Below are 17,523 nucleotides of genomic sequence, written 5' to 3'. Positions count from 1 at the left end.
AGATCCGTCTGCAAATCGACCAACGACCGGCGCCCCCGATGCGATTTCAATCATGACCAGCGGCAGCCCGAGCATCCTGATCGTTGAGGACGACAAGCCGACCCGCGAACTCATCTCGCGTTATCTGCGCGATCACGACTTCTCGGTCGACGCGGTCGCGAACGGCAAGGAGATGGACCGCCATCTCTCCCACGACCGGGTCGACCTGATCGTGCTCGACCTGATGCTGCCCGGCGAGGACGGCCTGAGCCTCTGCCGCCGCCTGCGGATGGACTCCACGACGCCGGTCATCATCCTCACCGCGAGGGGCGAGGATCTCGACCGGATCCTCGGCCTCGAAATGGGCGCCGACGACTATCTGGCAAAGCCGTTCAACCCGCGCGAGCTTCTCGCCAGGATCAACGCGGTGCTGCGCCGGCGATCAAGCGGCCTCGCCGCCGGCTCCGCCCCTGCCCGTCTCAAGTTCCAGGGCTGGACCATCGATCTCCGCTTGCGCGAGTTGCGCGACCCGCAAGGCGCGCAGGTGCCGCTGACCAGTGCCGAGTTCGATCTGCTGCAGGCCTTCTGCGAGCGGGCAGGACGCGTTCTCACCCGCGACAATTTGCTGAGCATGACGCGCGGCCGTTCCGGCGGAAGCTTCGGCCGCAGCATCGACGTGCTGGTCAGCCGGCTGCGCCGCAAGCTCGACCGCACAGAAGGCTCATCCATGATCAAGACCGTCCGCATCGGCGGCTACGTCTTCACGCCGCTGGTGGAGGAAGCATGAGCCGCGCCGCCGATATCGTCGCGCTGTTCAGCTTCAGGCGGATCAGCGGCCAGATCGCCGCCTTGATCCTGGGATCGCTGATCCTGATCCACGTCCTGATTGCCGGGTATTTTCTCCTCAACCAGCCGAAACTGCTGGCGGACACGCCGCTGGAGCAGATCGAGCTGATCGTGCGGATGATCGCCAACACGCCGAAAGCCGAGCGCGCGCTCGTCCTCGACAGCGTCAGCCGAACCTTTCCAGCGCTCAAGCTCCAATTGCGAGACGGCGGCTCGGCCTCCACCACGCCGCAGTCGATGCGAACGTCACTGACCATTCCTTCCGCACTCGGGGTCAAGGCCGAGCTCGTTCGCGGCAGCGGCGCGGACGACGAGCGCGTCTGGTTCCACCTTCCGGGCGACGACGTGCTCGAAGCCGCGATCGGATCGCCCAAGATGCCGGCCTTCGTCAGCGGTCTCTGGACCTCGACGCTGCTGTTCCTCGTGGCGAGCCTGACGCTGCTCGGCGTCTGGGCCGGTCGCGCACTCTCCTCGCCCCTGTCGGCCTTCGCGCGCGCGGCGGAGGATTTCAGCCTGAGCCCGTCCTCCGCGCCGCTGCCCGAAAACGGACCGGAGGAGATCAGGTCCGCGGCGAGAGCGCTCAACCGGATGCGCGATCGCATCGCCACGCTGATGAACGACAGAACCCGCATGCTGGCGGCCATCAGCCATGATCTACGCACGCCGATCACGCGTCTGCGGCTGCGTTCGGAATATATCGAGGATCCGGCACAACGCACGCAGACCGTGCGCGACCTCGACCAGATGCAGTCGATGCTGGAATCGGTGCTGTCGCTCCTGCGCAGCGAGAGCCCGGTCAAGCCGACGCTGGTGGACGTCGCGGCGCTGCTTCAAATGGTTTGCGAGCAGTTTTCGGATTCCGGATTTGCCGTGACCTATTCCGGCCCGAACAGGGCCGCCTTCGTCCTGCGGCCCGACGAAATCACCCGCGCGGTCACCAACCTCGTCGAGAATGCAACGCGCTTCGGAACCCAAATCGACGTCGCGCTGACGACGGTCGAGGACCGGCTCGTCATCGACGTCTCCGACGACGGGCCCGGCATTCCCGACGAGAACAAGGCGGCGATGCTGGAGCCCTTTGTGCGCGGAGAGGAAGCCCGCACCATGGACGAGGCGGCCGGATTCGGTCTCGGCCTCTCGATCGCGCAGGCGATCGTGACGGCGCATGACGGAACGCTCGAACTGCTCGACAACGCGCCGAAGGGCCTGCGCGTCCGCCTGCGGCTTTCGCGGGCTGCCCGCGACGATGCGGAAGCGCCGCGGACATAAAGCTGCGGCATTTGTCGGGCTTGTCGGTCATCCCGCCTCTGCTTCCCCCTGGAGTTCCCATGTCTTCTGCCGACCGGCCGGCGACGCGCCTTGCGACACGGCTTGCCTTCCTCGTCGCGGGCTTCGGCATCGCGTGCTGGGCGCCGCTGGTGCCGTTCGCGAAGACGCGGCTGGGCGTCGATGACGGCGTGCTCGGGCTGCTGCTGCTCAGCCTCGGCATCGGCTCCGTCGTCGCGATGCTGCTCACGGGAATCGTGAGCGCGCGCTACGGCAGCAGGCCGATCATCCTGGCGGGCGGGTTCGGCCTGGCGCTGGTGCTGCCTTTGCTCGCGGTCGCGAGCTCGCCCGCGACGCTGGCGCTGGCCCTGTTCGCATTCGGCGCCGCGCTCGGCTCGATCGACGTCGCCATGAACATCCACGCCGTGGAGGTGGAGCGCGCCGCAGCTCGCCCGCTGATGTCCGGCTTCCACGCGCTGTTCAGCATCGGGGGCTTCGCCGGATCCGCGCTGATGACGGCGCTGCTGTCGCTGCAATTCGGCACGCTCGCCTGCACGCTGATCTGCTCGGCCCTGATGCTGATCGCGATGGTCGTGACCTGGCCGCGCCTGCTGCGCAACGCGCAGGCGCAGGATGGCCCGCTGTTCGTGCTGCCGCACGGATCGGTACTGCTGCTCGCGCTGCTCGGCGCCATCACCTTCCTGGTCGAGGGCGCGATGCTCGATTGGGGCGCGCTGCTCGTGATCGGCGCGGGCCTCGTCACCGAGGCGCAGGGCGGAGCCGGCTACATCGTGTTCTCGATCGCGATGACGATGGGCCGGCTCGGCGGCGACGCCGTCGTTGCGCGCATCGGGGACCGCGCGACATTGCTGTGGGGCAGCCTGATCGCGATCGCAGGCTTTGTGGTCCTGCTGACCGCGCCGGTTGCGGCGGTCGCGATCACCGGATTCCTGCTGATCGGGTTCGGCGCGTCGAACCTCGTACCGGTACTCTTCCGCCGGGCGGCCCGGCAAACGGTGATGCCGACCGGCCTTGCGGTCGCCGCGATCACGACCGCGGGCTATGCAGGAATCCTGATCGGCCCTGCGGGCGTCGGCTTCGTCGCGCATTTGGGCGGATTGCCGATGGCGTTCTGGCTGCTGGCTGCGCTGATGGGTCTCGTCACGCTGACGGCGCGTGTCGTCACGGCGGATTCGCGCCAGACCGCCGCGAGCTAACCCCTTCCATCTCAAGCATGATTCACGGGGCCGCCGCCGACCCAAGCCATCCACGCAGGTCTGTCAGCCATGCGGCTTTCGGCCGGTTTACTGGACGCCTCGTTCTGCTAGACCACAATAAAATACCTTTTGACTCCCTCGCGGGGGCAATGGCACGTGCCAGCTGATAGTAACCAAGACTCGGTCGTTTCATTCGGGCCATTTCGGCTGTTTCCAAAATCCCGACTCCTGGAGAAGGAGGGAGAGCCGCTTCACGTCGGCGGCCGTGCGCTCGATATCCTGATCCTGCTGGCCGAGCGTCCCGGCGAAGTCATCGACAAGAGAGAGCTGGTCAAGCGCATCTGGGCCGATGTGAATGTCGACGAGGGTAGCCTGCGCTTCCATGTCGCAGCGCTGCGCAAGGTGCTCGGCGACACCGGCAAGTCGGCCCGCTATGTCCTCAACGTGCCGGGGCGCGGCTATTGCTTTGTCGCGCCGTCCACTCAAGCGGCGCCGCAGGTCGCCGCGCCTGTCGCCGCCGACATCAGTCCGCCCCGCTCGTTGCCCGCTCCGCTCGCGAAGATGATCGGCCGCGAGGAGATCGTCGAGAAGATCTCGAACGGCCTGACGCTGCATCGCTTCATGACCCTGGTCGGCCCGGGCGGCATCGGCAAGACCGTCGTTGCCGTCACGGTCGGGCATCGACGCGCGGCGGATTTCGGCGGGCGCGTCTTCTTCGTCGATTTCGGTCCGCTGCGCGACGCCGGCCATGTCACGACCACCATCGCCTCCGTGCTCGGGCTGACGGTCAGCTCGGAAGATCCGACGCCGGCGATCCTGACATTCCTGAAGAGCGGACCGACCCTGCTGATCGTCGACGGTTGCGAGCATGTGCTGGACACGCTGGCGCCGATCGTCGAGCACATCGTTCGCGAGGCGCCGCAGCTTCGCGTTCTCGCAACCAGCCGCGAGTCGTTCCGAAGCGAGGGCGAGCGGATCTTCCGGCTGTTTCCGCTGGATTGTCCCCCCGAGCGCGAGAATCTCGACGTCGCCGAGGTTCTGGCCTATCTCGCCGCCCAGCTCTTCGTCGAGCGCATCGCGCAGAGCTCCGGGCCGTTCCAGCTCAGCGCCGAAGAGGCGCCGCTCGTGGCGAACATCTGCCGGCGCCTCGACGGCATTGCCCTGGCGATCGAGCTCGCGGCGGGCCGTGTCGATGCGTATGGCATCGCCGGCACGGCCTCCCTGCTCGACAGCCGCTTTTCGCTGCAATGGCGCGGGCGGCGCACGGCGGTCCCGCGGCACCAGACGCTCGCGGCCGCCCTCGACTGGAGCTATGACCTGCTGCCGCCGGCGGAAAGCGCCATCTTGCGACGATTGTCGGTGTTCGCCGGGCCGTTCGCGCCGGAGGCCGCCGCCGCGGTCGCGTCCGGCGACGGCCTCGGCACTTCGGAGACACTGGAGGCGATTGACAGCCTGGTCGCCAAATCGCTGATCTCGCCATCCGGCTCGCGAGCGCTGCGTTATCGCCTGCTCGACACCACGCGCACCTACGCACTCGGCAAGCTGCGCGAGCTCGGTGAAGTCGGGCAGTTCGCGCGGCGCCATGCCGAGCATTTTCGCGATGTCTTCGAGCACGCGGGCGCCGATACCGCGACGCCGCTGCCGGAATGGCAGAGCGCCCATGGTGGGGAGGTGGACAATCTGCGCGCCGCGCTGGACTGGGCCTTCGGGCCCGACGGCGATGCCAAGCTCGGCATCGCGCTGACGGCGACCGCGGTGCCCCTGTGGGTGCGCCTTTCGCTGTTCGCCGAATGCCGCGAGCGCTGCAGGACGGCATTGGCGGCGCTGGGCGAGGACCGCGGCAACGACCGCGTCCGCATGCAGCTGCTGTCCGCGCTCGGCTGGTCGCTGATGTATGGCGAGGGCCGCGCGCGCGAGGCGCGCCCGATCCTCGAGACGACGCTCGAAATCGCCGAGCGCCTCGACGACAAGGATTTCCGGCTGCGCGCGCTCTGGGGCTTGTGCATCGACCAGTTCAACAACGGGCAGTTCGGCAAGGCCCGTGCGCTCGCCGACCGTTTTGCGAACGCGGCTGCAAACTCGCCCGACACCACCGATCTCATGCTGGGCGACCGCCTGATGGCCGTCGCGCTGCATTATCTCGGCGACCAGAACGAGGCGCGCCAGCGGATCGACCGGGTCAACGCCTCGCTGCATGTGCTGGTAGCCAAGCCGAAAATCTTTCCGCTCGATCTCAGGATATCGACGCAATATTTTCGCGCCCGCATCCTGTGGCTGCAGGGCTTCGCCGATCAGGCCCAGGCGCTCGCGGCTGAGAACATCTGGGAAGGCCGGGCCAACGGCCATGCGCTGACCTTCTGCAGCGTGCTGGGCCAGGCGGCCTGCCCGATCGCGTTCTGGTCCGGCGATTTCGATGCCGCGGAGCGCCACGGCGCCGAACTGCTCGAGCACACCGAACGCCACGCCATCCGGCTGTGGAGCCTGTGGGCCCGGGCCTTCAACGCCGCGGTCACGGCCAGGCGCGGCGACATCGCGACCGGCCTGCCGCTATTGCGCGAAGAGCTCAATCGCGCCGGCGATGCGCGCTTCCTGCCGCGCTTTCTTCCGCTGCTCGGCGAGCTCGCCGCATGTTGCCTGGAGGCCGGCGAGGTCAACCGTGGCCTCGAGATGATCGAGGACGCCCTCGCCCGTTGCAACGACCGGCAGGAGCTTTGGTATCTGCCGGAGCTGATCCGCATCAAGGCCGAGCTGATGCTCGCAAGCGCGCGGCACTCGGGAGAGGCCGAGGCGCGCTTTCGCGAAGCGATCGACATTGCCGTCCGGCAGGGCGCGCGCTTCTGGCAGCTGCGCGCTGCAACCAGTCTCGCGCGGCTCTTGATGGACGCAGGCCGCGGCCCGGAGGCTCATGCGGCTCTCGGTAAGGCCTCTGACGGGTTTAGCGAGGGCAAGGAGATCGCCGACCTGCGCGCGGCCCGCGCGTTGATGAGGCAACTCAGGAACTGACGCCGCTTACCTCTCCCGCTTGCGGGAGAGGGAGTGCACTTCCGGCGCGTCAGCGATCAAGTCTTCGTCGTTTGCGTTTCACTCTCCCACCGCGGCCGCGCGGCGGGGCAGCTTCCAGCCGGGCCTAATGAAGTGGCAGGTGTAGCCGTCCGGATAACGTTCGAGATAGTCCTGATGCTCCGGCTCGGCCTCCCAGAAGTCGCGAGCGGGCGCGAGCTCGGTCACTACCTTTCCCGGCCAGAGGCGTGAGGCCTCGACGTCGGCGATGGTGTCTTCGGCGATCTTCTTCTGCTCATCGCTCGTGTAGAAGATCGCCGAGCGGTAGCTGGTGCCGAGATCATTGCCCTGGCGATTGAGCGTGGTGGGATCGTGGATCTGGAAGAAGAATTCCAGCATGGTCCGGAAACTGGTTCTTGCGGGATCGAACATGATCTCGATCGCCTCGGCGTGGCCTTCGTGGTTGCGATAGGTTGCGTTCTTCACCTGTCCGCCGGTGTAGCCGACGCGGGTGGAGACCACGCCCGGCTGCTTGCGGATGAGGTCCTGCATGCCCCAGAAGCACCCTCCGGCCAAAACTGCGCGTTCCGTCGTCATATCTCCGCTCCCGATTGATTGCTCGGTCCGTTCCATATCCGTAACATAGGCTCTCGGCCGCCCGGCCGAAAGCCATGCTGTTCATGCGTGCCCAGGCGCGTCCCGGAGCCGGTGGGACCGCGATGCTCGCCTTAAGCCAGCTTGGCGTCGAGCGTGATCGCTGCGTTGAGCACTTTCGACACCGGGCAGTTTTTCTCGGCCTCGCCGGCGATCCTGGCAAAGCCGGCATCGTCGAGGTTCGGCACCTTCGCGCGCAGCGTCAGCGCGGATTTGCTGATCTTGAAGCCTTTGCCTTCAGGCTCGAGGGTCACGGCCGCTTCTGTCGAGAGCTCGTCCGGCGTGAATCCCGCCATTTGCAGGCCGAAAGCCAGCGCCATCGTAAAGCAACCCGCATGGGCTGCCGCGATCAACTCCTCGGGGTTGGTCCCCTTCTCATTCTCGAAACGCGTCTTGAACGAATAGGGCGTCTGAGTGAGCACGCCGGATTCGCTGGTCAGATGGCCGGTTCCATCGCGACCGGTGCCTTTCCAGACGGCCGTTGCTTTGCGGATCATGTCGGTTCTCCCTGTAAGATTTCAGTATTCGCCTCCCTACCGGAGCAAGGCGACATTGGCGTGGCGGGCGAGGAACGCTGCGCCTTCAGCTCGGCAGCGGTTGGCCGGCCTGCTCGCGCACAACGTAGTCGGCGTACCATTCCGCCCAGCTCTCATCATGTCCACCGGTCCGCCGCTCATGTTCGCCATGCGCTGCCGCCGCCCTGCGGAGTGCAGCCGCCAATTCCGTCTGCGAAGCGAATGTCGTAGCCCTGCCTGCGACGCGTCCCGGCAGTCGCGTTGTCACCTCCTGGAACAGCCAACCGTTGCCATCGGGATCGCTGAACGAGGCAAACGAGCTGTAGCTGCCGCGGTTGGGGTCGGCGCCACTGAGCCGAACACTGCCGAACAGGTACGGCTCGTCCGGCCCGGCGTGAACATCGCCGGCACCGTGGAATGGCGCGCTGACCTCGACACCGCGGTCGAGCAGATCCCGTCGTGCCGCCTCCAGATCGGAGACGATCAGGTAGAGCCCTCGCACCGAGCCGGGTGCGGCGGCCGTCACATTGGTTCCGAAGATCACCGAGCAGGCCGAGCCAGGCGGGGTGAACTGGATCACACGCCAATCGTTTCCAGAAGTGAAGTCGGCGTCCAGCCGCCAGCCAAGGCGCGCGTAGAACGCCTTGGCGCGATCGACATTGGACACGGGGATCACAACGACTTCGAGCTTCCAGTCGGCGCTGGGCGATGTCGAGAGTTCGGGATGGATTCCGAGAGTGGTCATGTCGAGCTCCCCGTCAGCGTGTTCTTCATGCGATGGTGGAACTCCCGCAGCACGAGCTCCCAATCACGACACTGCTCGTCGAGATTGCCAACGAATTGAGATCGAACGACACCGTCGTTCGCTGGAGGGCCGATTCCGGACCCCGCTGGAAGTGCGATTCAACTCGAAGGCTATTGTGGATGCATCGCGCGCATCTGGCGCGTTAGACGTTGCAAGATTCTGTTATGATCGGCGTCGACCCGGCCGGCCCGCTCGCCCCGCCCGTCGCGAGGGACCAGGAGGGCCTTGCGGGGCGCGCCGTCAGATCGGCGCATCAAATCTGCCGAGCGGCCTGAATTGAGAGCATCTTCAACAAGATACCACCGCGCTCCCGGCTCGCAAGTCCTAACACATTCTAACACGCCAAGCCGCATGGGCGCCGCCATGGTGGAGACATTGCTCGGTGGACATGGCGGGACATGGCGCTTCTAGACGATGTGATCGATGCCAGCGGCGGAATGGCACGCTGGAACAGCTTGAGCCGTTTCACGCTCCACCTTTCCATCGGCGGAACGTTGTTCGCCGACGCCGGACATGCCCGGGAATTCAAGGACGTGACGGCGGAAGGCTCGACCCGGACACAATCGCTCCGCTTCACCGGCATCACCGGGGGCGAACGCTCCGGCTCTTTTCAACCCGACGCGATCACCATCGAGAACCTGGATGGTGAGGTCCTGCAGTCCTGGAGCAACCCCGGCCTTGCGTTCGCCGAGGTCGGCCCGCCCGCGCTTGCGGATGAACTCTATCTCGTCTTCTTCTGCGGTGTCGCGATCTGGAGTTATCTGACGACGCCGTTCCTGCTTGCGCGCCCCGATGTCGTGATCGAGGAGCTGTCGCCCTGGCAGGAAAGCGCCGAAACCTGGCGCCGGCTGCGCGCGCAATTCCCGGCGCACCTGGCCATGCTGGCGTCCGAGCAGATCCTTTATTTCGACGAGAGCGCCCTGCAGCGGCGCATGGATCACGATCTGTTCGGGATGAAGATCGCACATTCCTCCTGGGCCCATGACGGCTTCGGCGGCATCGTGGTCCCGACGCTTCGACGCATTCAGACCCTGCGGCCGGACGGAACCGTGATCGCCAAGCCCGTGCTCATGGACGTCGAAATCTTCGATGCCGTGTTCGAATGACGGGTTGGATGGATCTGCGAGCACAGGCGTCACTGCGGCGGGCTGTCGCACCCGGACGCACAAGATCTAACAGAACCTCATCACCCCTAACGGGAGTCCTGGCTGGTTCACCTCTATCCTTCGAGCATGGAAAGCATTGGTTGCACGCTGCCGGGGGTCGCAAGTAATTGCAACGCAGGAAAGGACGAGCGATGTCGAACAATCTGCAGGCGGCACATGCTGACGGCCCGGCCGGCCCACGGATGGAATCGCCGCGCGTCAGGGTCAATGCCTTGCCGAAATGGCGGCTGCGGCGCGTCGAGCACTACATCGCCGAACATTTCGGCCGCTGCATCAGTCTGTCCGAGCTCGCCAATGTCGCGGGCCTGTCCAGGATGCATTTTGCGGCACAATTTCGCACCGCGACCGGCTACCGTCCCCGCGAATATCTGCTGCATCGCCGGACCGAGCATGCGCAGACATTGCTCGCCACCACCGAGCGGCCATTGGCGGAGATCGCACTCGCCGTCGGCTTTAGCACGCAGGCGCATTTTTCGACCGTCTTCAAGCGCATCAGCGGCGAGTCTCCGGCGCGCTGGCGTCTCGCCAACAAGGGCAAACGGATCGCGGTCGAAGCGCGCCGTCCTTCCCCGGAGAGCAACTGGGTCGCTGGTGCTCCCTACGCCGGATCGAACGCGCGGATCGGCGGCAGATTGCCGGTGAACTTCTCCACTTCGACCGTCGTCAGCTGACCGGTGCAGCCCTGCGCCAGGGATGAGGTGCCGACGTCGCGGGTGAGCACGTTGGGATTGCCGTGAACGCAGAGTGGCGCCTCGTCTTCGGGATCCATCGGATCGTACCAGGCGCCGGTCGGAAGCTGCACGACGCCGGCCGCGATGCCGTCGGTGACGTGGACCGCGGCAAGGCAGGCGCCGCGCGCGTTGAACAGGCGGATGATGTCGCCGTCCTTGATGCCGCGCGCGTCCGCATCGACCGGGTTCATGCGCGCGACCTCACGGCCGCGATGCTTCGAGCTAAGCGAATGGCCGCCGAAATCGAGCTGGCTGTGCAGGCGCGTCGCCGGCTGGTTGGCGACGAGGAAGCACGGCGCGCCGGGCTTCGGCATGTCGGTCTTCTCCAGCCAGACCGGATGTCCCGGACAATCCGCATCGCCGTGGCCCGCGATCTTGGCCGAGAAGACCTCGATGCGGCCGCTCGGCGTCGGCAGCGCGTGATTGACGGGATCTTCGCGGAAGCGGCGCAGCCGGCCGCCGTCGTCGGGCTGCTGCGGCACGATGAGGCTGCCGCGCGCCCAGAATTCGTCGAAGCTCGGCGCTTCCAGCCCGCGCTTGGCGAGCGAGGCGCGGGTCGGCTCGTAGAGATGCTTCAGCCATTGCCGCGACGTACGCCCCTCGGTGAAGGGCTCGTGCGCCCCCAGGCGCTCGGCGAGATCGGCGAAGATATCGTAATCGTCGCGCGCCAGCCCGAACGGCTCGGCGATCCGGTGCATGGCGACCATGAGGGGATCATTGGTGGAATAGCCGATGTCCTCGCGCTCCAGCGTCATCGTCGCGGGCAGCACGATGTCGGCGTGCCGCGCCGTGGCGGTCCAGGCCAGCTCATGCACGACGAACGTATCGAGCTGCGCAAACGCCTTGCGCAGGCGGTTGATGTCCTGGTGGTGATGGAAGGGGTTGCCGCCAGCCCAATAGACGAGGCGGATATCCGGATAGGTGCGGGTCTCGCCATTGTAGCGATAGGTGGTGCCGGGATTGAGCAGCATGTCGGCGATGCGCGCCACTGGAATGAAATCGGCAACGCCGTTGCGGCCCTGCCCGAGCGTCGGTCCCGGCACGTCGTTGACGCGGCGGCCGTAATAGCCGATCGCGCCGAGCGAATAGGCGTAGCCGCCGCCGGCAAGGCCGATCTGGCCGAGCGCTGCCGCCAGCACCATGCCCATCCACACCGGCTGCTCGCCATGCTCGGCGCGCTGCAGCGAATGCGAGACGGTGATCAGCGCGCGCTTACCGGCAGCGCGGCGGGCCAGCTTGCGGATGGTATCCGCATCGACGCCGCAAATCGCGGCGGCCCAGTCGGCGTGCTTGGGCTGGCCATCGGTTTCGCCGGTGAGATAGCGCAGGAAGACCGGCCAGCCTTCGGTGTAGCGATCGAGGAAGGCCTGGTCGTGCAGACCTTCGCTGACCAGCGTGTGGACGATGCCGAGCATCAGGGCAGTGTCGGTGCCGGGTACGCAGGTCATCCATTCGGCGCCGGCTTCAACGGGAAGATCCTCGCGCAGCGGGCTGATCAGGACAAACTCGCAGCCGCGCTTGCGCGCCGCCGCCATGGCGCCGCGCTCGACATGCTTGCTGATGGAGCCGCCGGCCACCATGGAGTTCTTCAGCGCCATGCCGCCGAAGGCCAGCACGATCTCAGTCTCGGCCGCGATCTGCTCCCAGGTGACGTTGCGCTTGGTGATGTCCTCATAGCCCGCCAGAATCTGCGGCAGCAGCACAGAGGACGCCCCCGAAGAGTAAGAGTTGACCGATCGCACGTAGCCGCCCATCGCGATGTTGAGGAAGCGATGCACCTGGCTCTGGGCGTGATGGAAGCGGCCGGCGCTCGACCAGCCATAGGAGCCGCCGAACACCGCGCCGGGACCGCGCGTATCGCGGATGCGGCCGAGCTCGTCGCCGAGCAGGTCGAGAGCCTTCTCCCAGCTCACCGGGACGAACTCGTCGCGACCGCGGCGATCGTCGGGGCCCGGCCCGCGCTCGAGCCAGCCGCGCCGGATGGCCGGCTGGGCGATGCGCGCCTGGTGGCGGAGCGCACCGGGAAAATTGTCGATGATACCGTTCGGATCGGGGTCCCCCGCATAGGCCCTGACCTCGAGACCATCAGCGCCCTGACGCGCAGAAAACACGCCCCAATGCGAGGTGTGCGGCCGGAAGCCGTCGGACAGGTCAAGACCGGGGTCGGGGAAGCCAATCGTATCGTCCATCGCGTATTCCTCGTTCCGGCACGTGGCGCCAGTATACCGATCCCGCCCGGGATGTCGCCGAGATCAGCGCTGACGGAAACGCCGGGCTGTCGTGCGCGAACATGGGATGGTGACCATCGCCGGATCAGGCGGCGCCGATTCGCGGACAGTGCGCCGGAAATGTGCGATATCTCGCTCCTCTCACAGCGACAACGGACACCTCATGATCAAACGCGATTTGCCGGACGTAGCGGAGATTCACGCAGTGGTCGAGCACAATGGTGGCTTTACATCGGAGGCATCGTCCCGGAGGACACCAGCCTCGACATGTCGGGACAGGCCAAGGACGTGCTCACCCAATTGACGCGGCTCTTAAAGGATCTCGGGTCCGATCCACACAGCGTCTTGCAGGTGACGATCTACATGACAGATCTGAAGGAGAAGGCAGAGTTCAACGCGGTCTGGAAGGCGGACTTCGCGGAAGTTGATCTGCCGGCTCGCGCCACAATCGGCGTGGCCGATCTCGGTCCGGGCGTCAAGCTCGAGATGACCGTGATCGCCGCCATGCCATAGCGGCGCGCACCAACGCCCGCCTCCGGGCCGCGCCGGCATCATCCACGAGCGCAGCAATCGACCAGCAACTGCCAGATCCGCTGTGCTTCACTCCTCTGGTGCCCCTCCGGCACCTTCTCGGAGTTGGACTGGCCAAATGCGGCGATGGCGTGCGCCTGGCGCGGCACGATCCATCGTTCCGAGATCGGGTCGTACCATTTTCCGATGTTCACCTCAGTCACGGCGATCAACTCACAGATTTGATCAACGGTTGGCGATGCGCCTGCCGCGGCTTCATTCGAGCCATTTGGCGACGCGCCACCTCAGTTTACCAATCATGAGCTGGCGCGTTCGTTCCGATTGCCTGCATCATCCTGGCCGGGCCGGATGAAGCGTGCGCGGATGCCGCTCGTGCAGCAGCCGGGCGAGCTCCTCACGCTCGGTCTCGCGTCCCTTCATGGCGGTCTCGAACAGCGCCTCCTGGATGTCGCGAGGCATGTCGCCCCACACGTCCATCGCCGCGCGCCCGAGCAAGCCCGCAAGATGATCACTGCCATTGTTCATTCGGCCCTCCTCGTCAGCACACGGAAATGGAACAGCTAGGGCCGGCTAGCGTTCCAGTGTCATCATTGTGAAAAGGAGGCGTCTTTTATGGGATTCTTCACGAAGGACATCAAAACGATGGAAGACCTGTTGCTGCACGGGCTGCAGGACATCTATTACGCGGAGCAGCAGATCCTGAAGGCGCTGCCCAAGATGATCGACAAGGCGACCAACAGGGATCTCGCCGCCGGGCTGAAAGCTCATCTGGACGAAACCAACAAGCAGGTCGAGCGGCTCAACAAGGTTTTCGCCAAGCTCGGCAAGGAGCCGAGCGGCACGCAGTGCCCGGCCATCGACGGCCTGATCGAGGAAGCCGACGCGACCGCCGGCGAGATCGAGGACAAGGCCGTGCTCGATGCGGCGATCGTCGCCAACGCGCAGGCCGTGGAGCACTACGAGATGTGTCGCTACGGCACACTGATCGCCTGGGCGGAAGAGCTCGGCCACGACGACATCGTGCGCTTCCTCACCACCAATCTGAACGAGGAGAAGGCGGCCAACACCAAGCTGAACACGGTGGCGCTCCGCAAGGGCGTCAACGCCAAGGCGTCCAACGCCGCCTGATCGAGATTCGCCGATTGCGAGATGGCGGCCCGGCTTGCCGGCGCCGCCACCTGCTTCTCAGATGAACGGTTTCCCGCCGGTGACGGCGAGCGTGGCTCCCGACGTGTAGCTCGAGAGCGGATCGGCCAGCATGACATAGGCGGTCGCGAGCTCGGCCGGCTGGCCTGCGCGCTGCATCGGGACCTGCTTGCCGAAATTCTTGACCCTTTCCTCCGACATGGTCGAAGGGATCAGCGGCGTCCAGATCGGACCCGGGGCCACGGCGTTGACCCGAATGCCCTTCTCGGCCAGCATCTGGGCAAGGCCGCCCGTGAAATTCTGGATGGCGCCCTTGGTCGTGGCGTAGGCCAGCAGCGTCGGGTTCGGCATGTCCGAGTTCACCGACGCCGTGTTGATGATCGCAGCGCCCGGCCGCATGTGCGGCACGGCGGCCTTGGTCAGATAGAACATGGCGTGGATGTTAGTTGCGAACGTCAGCTGCCACTCCTCGTCGCTGATATCCCCGATGTCCTTGAACGTGGCCTGATGCGCCGCATTGTTGACGAGGATATCGATGCCGCCGAACTCCTCCACGGTGCGGCGCACGATGGAGCGGCAGTGCTCGGGCTCAGAGATGTCGCCGGGAATCAGGACGACCTTGCGCCCTTCCCGCTCCACCAGCGCCTTGACCTCGGCCGCATCCTCGTCCTCGTTCAGATAGGAGATGACGATGTCGGCGCCTTCCCGGGCGTAGGCGATCGCCACGGCTCGACCGATGCCGCTGTCGCCGCCGGTGATGAGCGCCTTCTTCCCGGCCAGACGTCCCGAGCCTCGATAGCTCTCCTCGCCGTGATCGGGACGTGGCTTCATCGCACGCGTCGAACCGGGCATCGGCTGCTGCTGCGACGGATAAGGCGGTCTTGGATAGTCGGTCATGAAGCGGCTCCAGCAATGTGCTCCGCTAACAGGGGCCTGCCGGAAGCGTTCCTGTGACCGCACTGCTGCAGCGCGGAACCATTTGCGCCGCAGCATTCGAAAATGAGACTGCCCGTCAAGCCGGGCGAGGCCCTCACGCATGCACCGCGGGCGACTTCGGTTAGCTTCCTTTCAAAGCCGCGGGCCTTCGAGAGCCAGCCTTCGAAAGTCACGGGGCGCCGCACCGCCCGGTGCGGCAATAATCGACGACACAGGGAGGAGCACAATGTCGAAATGCAGCATAGGACTGCTCGCGCTGAGCAGCCTGTTTCTTTCAAGCGCGGCGATCGCCCAGGAGAAGATCAAGGTGGGCGTGACCGCGACCCTCGAAGGCACCTACACGGTGCTCGGCGAGGACGGCATGCGCGGCCACCAGACCGCGCTCAACGTGTTGGGCAAGAAGATCGGCGACAAGGAGCTCGAATTCATCGTCGCCTCGACCGACGCGACGCCGGACTCCGCCGTGCGCGCCGTGCGAAAATTGATCGAGCAGGACAAGGTGCAAATCCTGCTGTCGCCGCTCTCCGGCGACGAGGGCATTGCGGTGAAGAACTTCGCCAAGACCCATCCGGAGCTGACCTTCATCAACGCCGCATCGGGCGCGCAGGAAACGACCTATGTCGACCCTGCCCCGAACTTCTTCCGTTACAACATGGATGGCGCACAGTGGCAGGTGGGCCTCGGCAAATACGCCTATGACGAGAAGAAATATCGCAAGATCGCAACCGTCGGCGAGGACTATTCCTTCATCTACACCCAGGTGTTCGGCCTCGTGCTCGAGTTCTGCGGCGCCGGCGGACAGGTCACCAACCGGCAATGGGTGCCGCTCGGCACCAAGGATTTCGCTTCGGTGATCGCCGCTCTGCCCGACGATGTCGATGCGATCTATCTCGGCCTCGGCGGCGCGGACGCCGTCAACTTCCTCAACCAGTATCAGCAGGCCGGCGGCAAGGCGCATCTGATGGGCGGCTCCATCATGATCGACCAGACCATCCTGTCGTCCAAGGGCAACGCCAAAAACGCCCTGATCGGCACCATCGCGGCGAGCGGTCAGGCCGACACCTGGGAGGATCCGGGCTGGCAGAAATTCGTGAAGGCCTATCAGGACGCCTTCCCGCCCAACAAGCGCTTCCCAAGCCCGTCGCTGCTGGCCACCAATTATTACGGCTCGACGATGGCGCTGATTCTGGCCCTGCGTGAGGTCAACGGCGATCTCAGCAACAATCAGTCGAAGTTCAAGGCTGCGCTGGCGAAAATCGAGATCGACGCGCCGAACGGCAAGATCAAGCTCGATTCCAACCGCCAGGCGATCGGCACCAACTTCGTCACCGAAGTCGTGGATGACGGCAAGGGCGCGCTGTTCAGCAAGGTCGTGAAGGTGATCCCGAACGTGAACCAGACGCTGGGCTATGATCCCGCCGTGTTCTCCAAGATCGGGTTGCCGAGCCGCACCGTGCCGGAATGTAAGAAATACTGACGCATCGCGACTGCCACCACGCAAGTGGGGGGAGCGACTTGCTGACGCGGTCGCTCTCCGCTCTTGCAATCTCGGCGGCGTTGTTGAACGCTGGCCGAAAAGACAAGAACATTCGGGAGGGGAAGGCATGAGCCGTGCGCTCGCCGTCTTCCACGGCCGGTTCGGTCGGGCGACGGTTTATCAGTTGAACCGCCCTTTCAATATCCACGCCCATCGTGAAGGTCATCTGATCTTCCATGTCGGCGGCATGCCCGCATGCATCGACGTTTGCGAGGGGCACTACGATCTCGACGAGACGACCGTCGTCGCGGTCAATCCCTGGGAACCGCACAATTTCCTGCCCGCCGACATGGAGGGCGGCGCGATCTTCTTCGTGCTCTATGTCAATGCCGAATGGTTCGCGCCCGATGCCTCCGGCACCCACCGGCTGCGCTTCGGCCGCACCCAGTTCAAGCGCACGCCGGCCCTCGACAAGCATATCAGGCGGACCGCCGCGCTCGTTTGCGGCGCACCATCGCTCTCCAGCCTGGATTCCGAGCTGCGGCGGCTGATCGACATCTGTTACGACGAAAGCTGGCAGCAGGCCGAGATCGCGCGCGATCCACGCGCAAATGGATCCGTTACCGATTTCCGCGTGCGCAAATGCATCAAGATGATGTCGGAAAGCCCCGGCGCGGAGATCGAGCTCGACACCATCGCACGGGAATCCGGCCTGTCGCGGCCGCACTTCTACCGCTTGTTCCGCGTCCAGACCGGCGTGACGCCGAACCTCTATCTCAACACGCTGATCATGGAACAGGCGCTCGAAGCGCTGGTGGCAAGCGAGACGCCGATCGCCGATATCGGCTTCGATCTCGGCTTCTCCTCGCAGAGCGGCTTCACCCGTTTCTTCGCCGCCAATGTCGGGATGGCCCCGACCGACTACCGCCGCGCGGCCAAGATCTTGCGCGCCTGATATCCGCGCGAAAAGATACTCACGATCAAACGTTCCCCTCCGAGCCTCGCTAGGATGCCGGCAACGCGGTC

General features: G+C 65.4%; 15 protein-coding genes and 2 pseudogenes. 10 read left to right on the top strand and 7 right to left on the bottom strand.

Features of this window, described 5'->3' with window-relative positions:
- Window positions 1–52: 52 nt before the first annotated feature.
- From RPS27_RS22295 to RPS27_RS22280, 4 genes are all read left to right on the top strand, one after another.
- On the top strand, window positions 53–766 hold the full coding sequence (locus RPS27_RS22295) for a response regulator (protein ID WP_313754412.1): 714 nt from the start codon (window positions 53–55) through the stop codon (window positions 764–766).
- Window positions 763–2,094, top strand: a complete 1,332-nt coding sequence (locus RPS27_RS22290) for an ATP-binding protein (RefSeq protein WP_313754411.1) — start codon at window positions 763–765, stop codon at window positions 2,092–2,094. The genes RPS27_RS22295 and RPS27_RS22290 overlap by 4 nt, the downstream gene beginning before the upstream one ends.
- A gap of 59 nt (window positions 2,095–2,153) precedes the next feature.
- On the top strand, window positions 2,154–3,308 hold the full coding sequence (locus tag RPS27_RS22285) for an MFS transporter (RefSeq protein ID WP_313754410.1): 1,155 nt from the start codon (window positions 2,154–2,156) through the stop codon (window positions 3,306–3,308).
- Window positions 3,309–3,464: 156 nt separating this feature from the next.
- Window positions 3,465–6,311, top strand: a complete 2,847-nt coding sequence (locus RPS27_RS22280; RefSeq protein ID WP_313754409.1) for a winged helix-turn-helix domain-containing protein — start codon at window positions 3,465–3,467, stop codon at window positions 6,309–6,311.
- A gap of 78 nt (window positions 6,312–6,389) precedes the next feature.
- On the opposite strand, the gene msrA is transcribed toward RPS27_RS22280, so the two are convergent.
- From msrA to RPS27_RS22265, 3 genes are all read right to left on the bottom strand, one after another.
- Window positions 6,390–6,905: a peptide-methionine (S)-S-oxide reductase MsrA gene (msrA, locus tag RPS27_RS22275; RefSeq protein ID WP_313754408.1), complete on the bottom strand. Its 516-nt coding sequence runs from the start codon at window positions 6,903–6,905 to the stop codon at window positions 6,390–6,392.
- A gap of 131 nt (window positions 6,906–7,036) precedes the next feature.
- Window positions 7,037–7,459, bottom strand: coding sequence for an OsmC family protein (locus tag RPS27_RS22270; RefSeq protein WP_211416483.1), 423 nt, complete (start codon window positions 7,457–7,459; stop codon window positions 7,037–7,039).
- Window positions 7,460–7,544: 85 nt separating this feature from the next.
- Window positions 7,545–8,222: a VOC family protein gene (locus RPS27_RS22265; protein WP_211416482.1), complete on the bottom strand. Its 678-nt coding sequence runs from the start codon at window positions 8,220–8,222 to the stop codon at window positions 7,545–7,547.
- A 458-nt stretch (window positions 8,223–8,680) separates the two neighbouring features.
- Between RPS27_RS22265 and RPS27_RS22260 the strand changes: the two genes are divergently transcribed.
- Together RPS27_RS22260 and RPS27_RS22255 are read left to right on the top strand one after the other, a co-directional pair.
- Window positions 8,681–9,388: a hypothetical protein gene (locus RPS27_RS22260; protein ID WP_313754407.1), complete on the top strand. Its 708-nt coding sequence runs from the start codon at window positions 8,681–8,683 to the stop codon at window positions 9,386–9,388.
- Window positions 9,389–9,627: 239 nt separating this feature from the next.
- Window positions 9,628–10,119: pseudogene (locus tag RPS27_RS22255) on the top strand (helix-turn-helix domain-containing protein); the annotation flags it as partial.
- On the opposite strand, the gene RPS27_RS22250 reads toward RPS27_RS22255, so the two are convergent.
- Window positions 10,047–12,368: a molybdopterin guanine dinucleotide-containing S/N-oxide reductase gene (locus RPS27_RS22250; RefSeq protein ID WP_313754406.1), complete on the bottom strand. Its 2,322-nt coding sequence runs from the start codon at window positions 12,366–12,368 to the stop codon at window positions 10,047–10,049. The pseudogene RPS27_RS22255 and the gene RPS27_RS22250 sit on opposite strands and share 73 nt — an antisense overlap.
- Window positions 12,369–12,570: 202 nt before the next feature.
- Between RPS27_RS22250 and RPS27_RS22245 the strand changes: the two are divergent.
- Window positions 12,571–12,920: pseudogene (locus RPS27_RS22245) on the top strand (RidA family protein).
- 38 nt (window positions 12,921–12,958) lie between these two features.
- On the opposite strand, the gene RPS27_RS22240 reads toward RPS27_RS22245, so the two are convergent.
- Together RPS27_RS22240 and RPS27_RS22235 are read right to left on the bottom strand one after the other, a co-directional pair.
- The gene (locus tag RPS27_RS22240; protein WP_211416624.1) at window positions 12,959–13,141 is read right to left on the bottom strand and encodes a hypothetical protein; all 183 of its coding nucleotides are present in this window, start codon (window positions 13,139–13,141) and stop codon (window positions 12,959–12,961) included.
- Window positions 13,142–13,268: 127 nt separating this feature from the next.
- Window positions 13,269–13,463, bottom strand: coding sequence for a hypothetical protein (locus tag RPS27_RS22235; protein ID WP_194403629.1), 195 nt, complete (start codon window positions 13,461–13,463; stop codon window positions 13,269–13,271).
- A gap of 87 nt (window positions 13,464–13,550) precedes the next feature.
- Between RPS27_RS22235 and RPS27_RS22230 the strand changes: the two genes are divergently transcribed.
- Window positions 13,551–14,066, top strand: a complete 516-nt coding sequence (locus tag RPS27_RS22230) for a ferritin-like domain-containing protein (RefSeq protein WP_194403630.1) — start codon at window positions 13,551–13,553, stop codon at window positions 14,064–14,066.
- A gap of 57 nt (window positions 14,067–14,123) precedes the next feature.
- Here the strand turns inward: RPS27_RS22230 and RPS27_RS22225 are convergent, their stop codons facing one another.
- Entirely contained in the window at window positions 14,124–14,981 is an 858-nt protein-coding gene (locus RPS27_RS22225; protein WP_211416477.1) for an SDR family oxidoreductase, read from the bottom strand.
- A gap of 265 nt (window positions 14,982–15,246) precedes the next feature.
- Here RPS27_RS22225 and RPS27_RS22220 point away from each other — a divergent pair, with 265 nt between their 5' ends.
- Both RPS27_RS22220 and RPS27_RS22215 read left to right on the top strand, forming a co-directional pair.
- On the top strand, window positions 15,247–16,497 hold the full coding sequence (locus RPS27_RS22220) for an ABC transporter substrate-binding protein (RefSeq protein WP_194403632.1): 1,251 nt from the start codon (window positions 15,247–15,249) through the stop codon (window positions 16,495–16,497).
- A 127-nt stretch (window positions 16,498–16,624) separates the two neighbouring features.
- The gene (locus RPS27_RS22215; protein WP_313754404.1) at window positions 16,625–17,452 is read left to right on the top strand and encodes an AraC family transcriptional regulator; all 828 of its coding nucleotides are present in this window, start codon (window positions 16,625–16,627) and stop codon (window positions 17,450–17,452) included.
- The last annotated feature ends 71 nt before the right edge of the window (window positions 17,453–17,523 follow it).

This window comes from Bradyrhizobium sp. WYCCWR 12699 (assembly GCF_032144035.1).
In the GTDB taxonomy this organism is placed as follows: Bacteria; Pseudomonadota; Alphaproteobacteria; order Rhizobiales; family Xanthobacteraceae; genus Bradyrhizobium.
The sequence above is the reverse complement of the archived record's forward strand: the minus strand, read 5'-3'. Positions and strand labels throughout refer to the sequence as shown.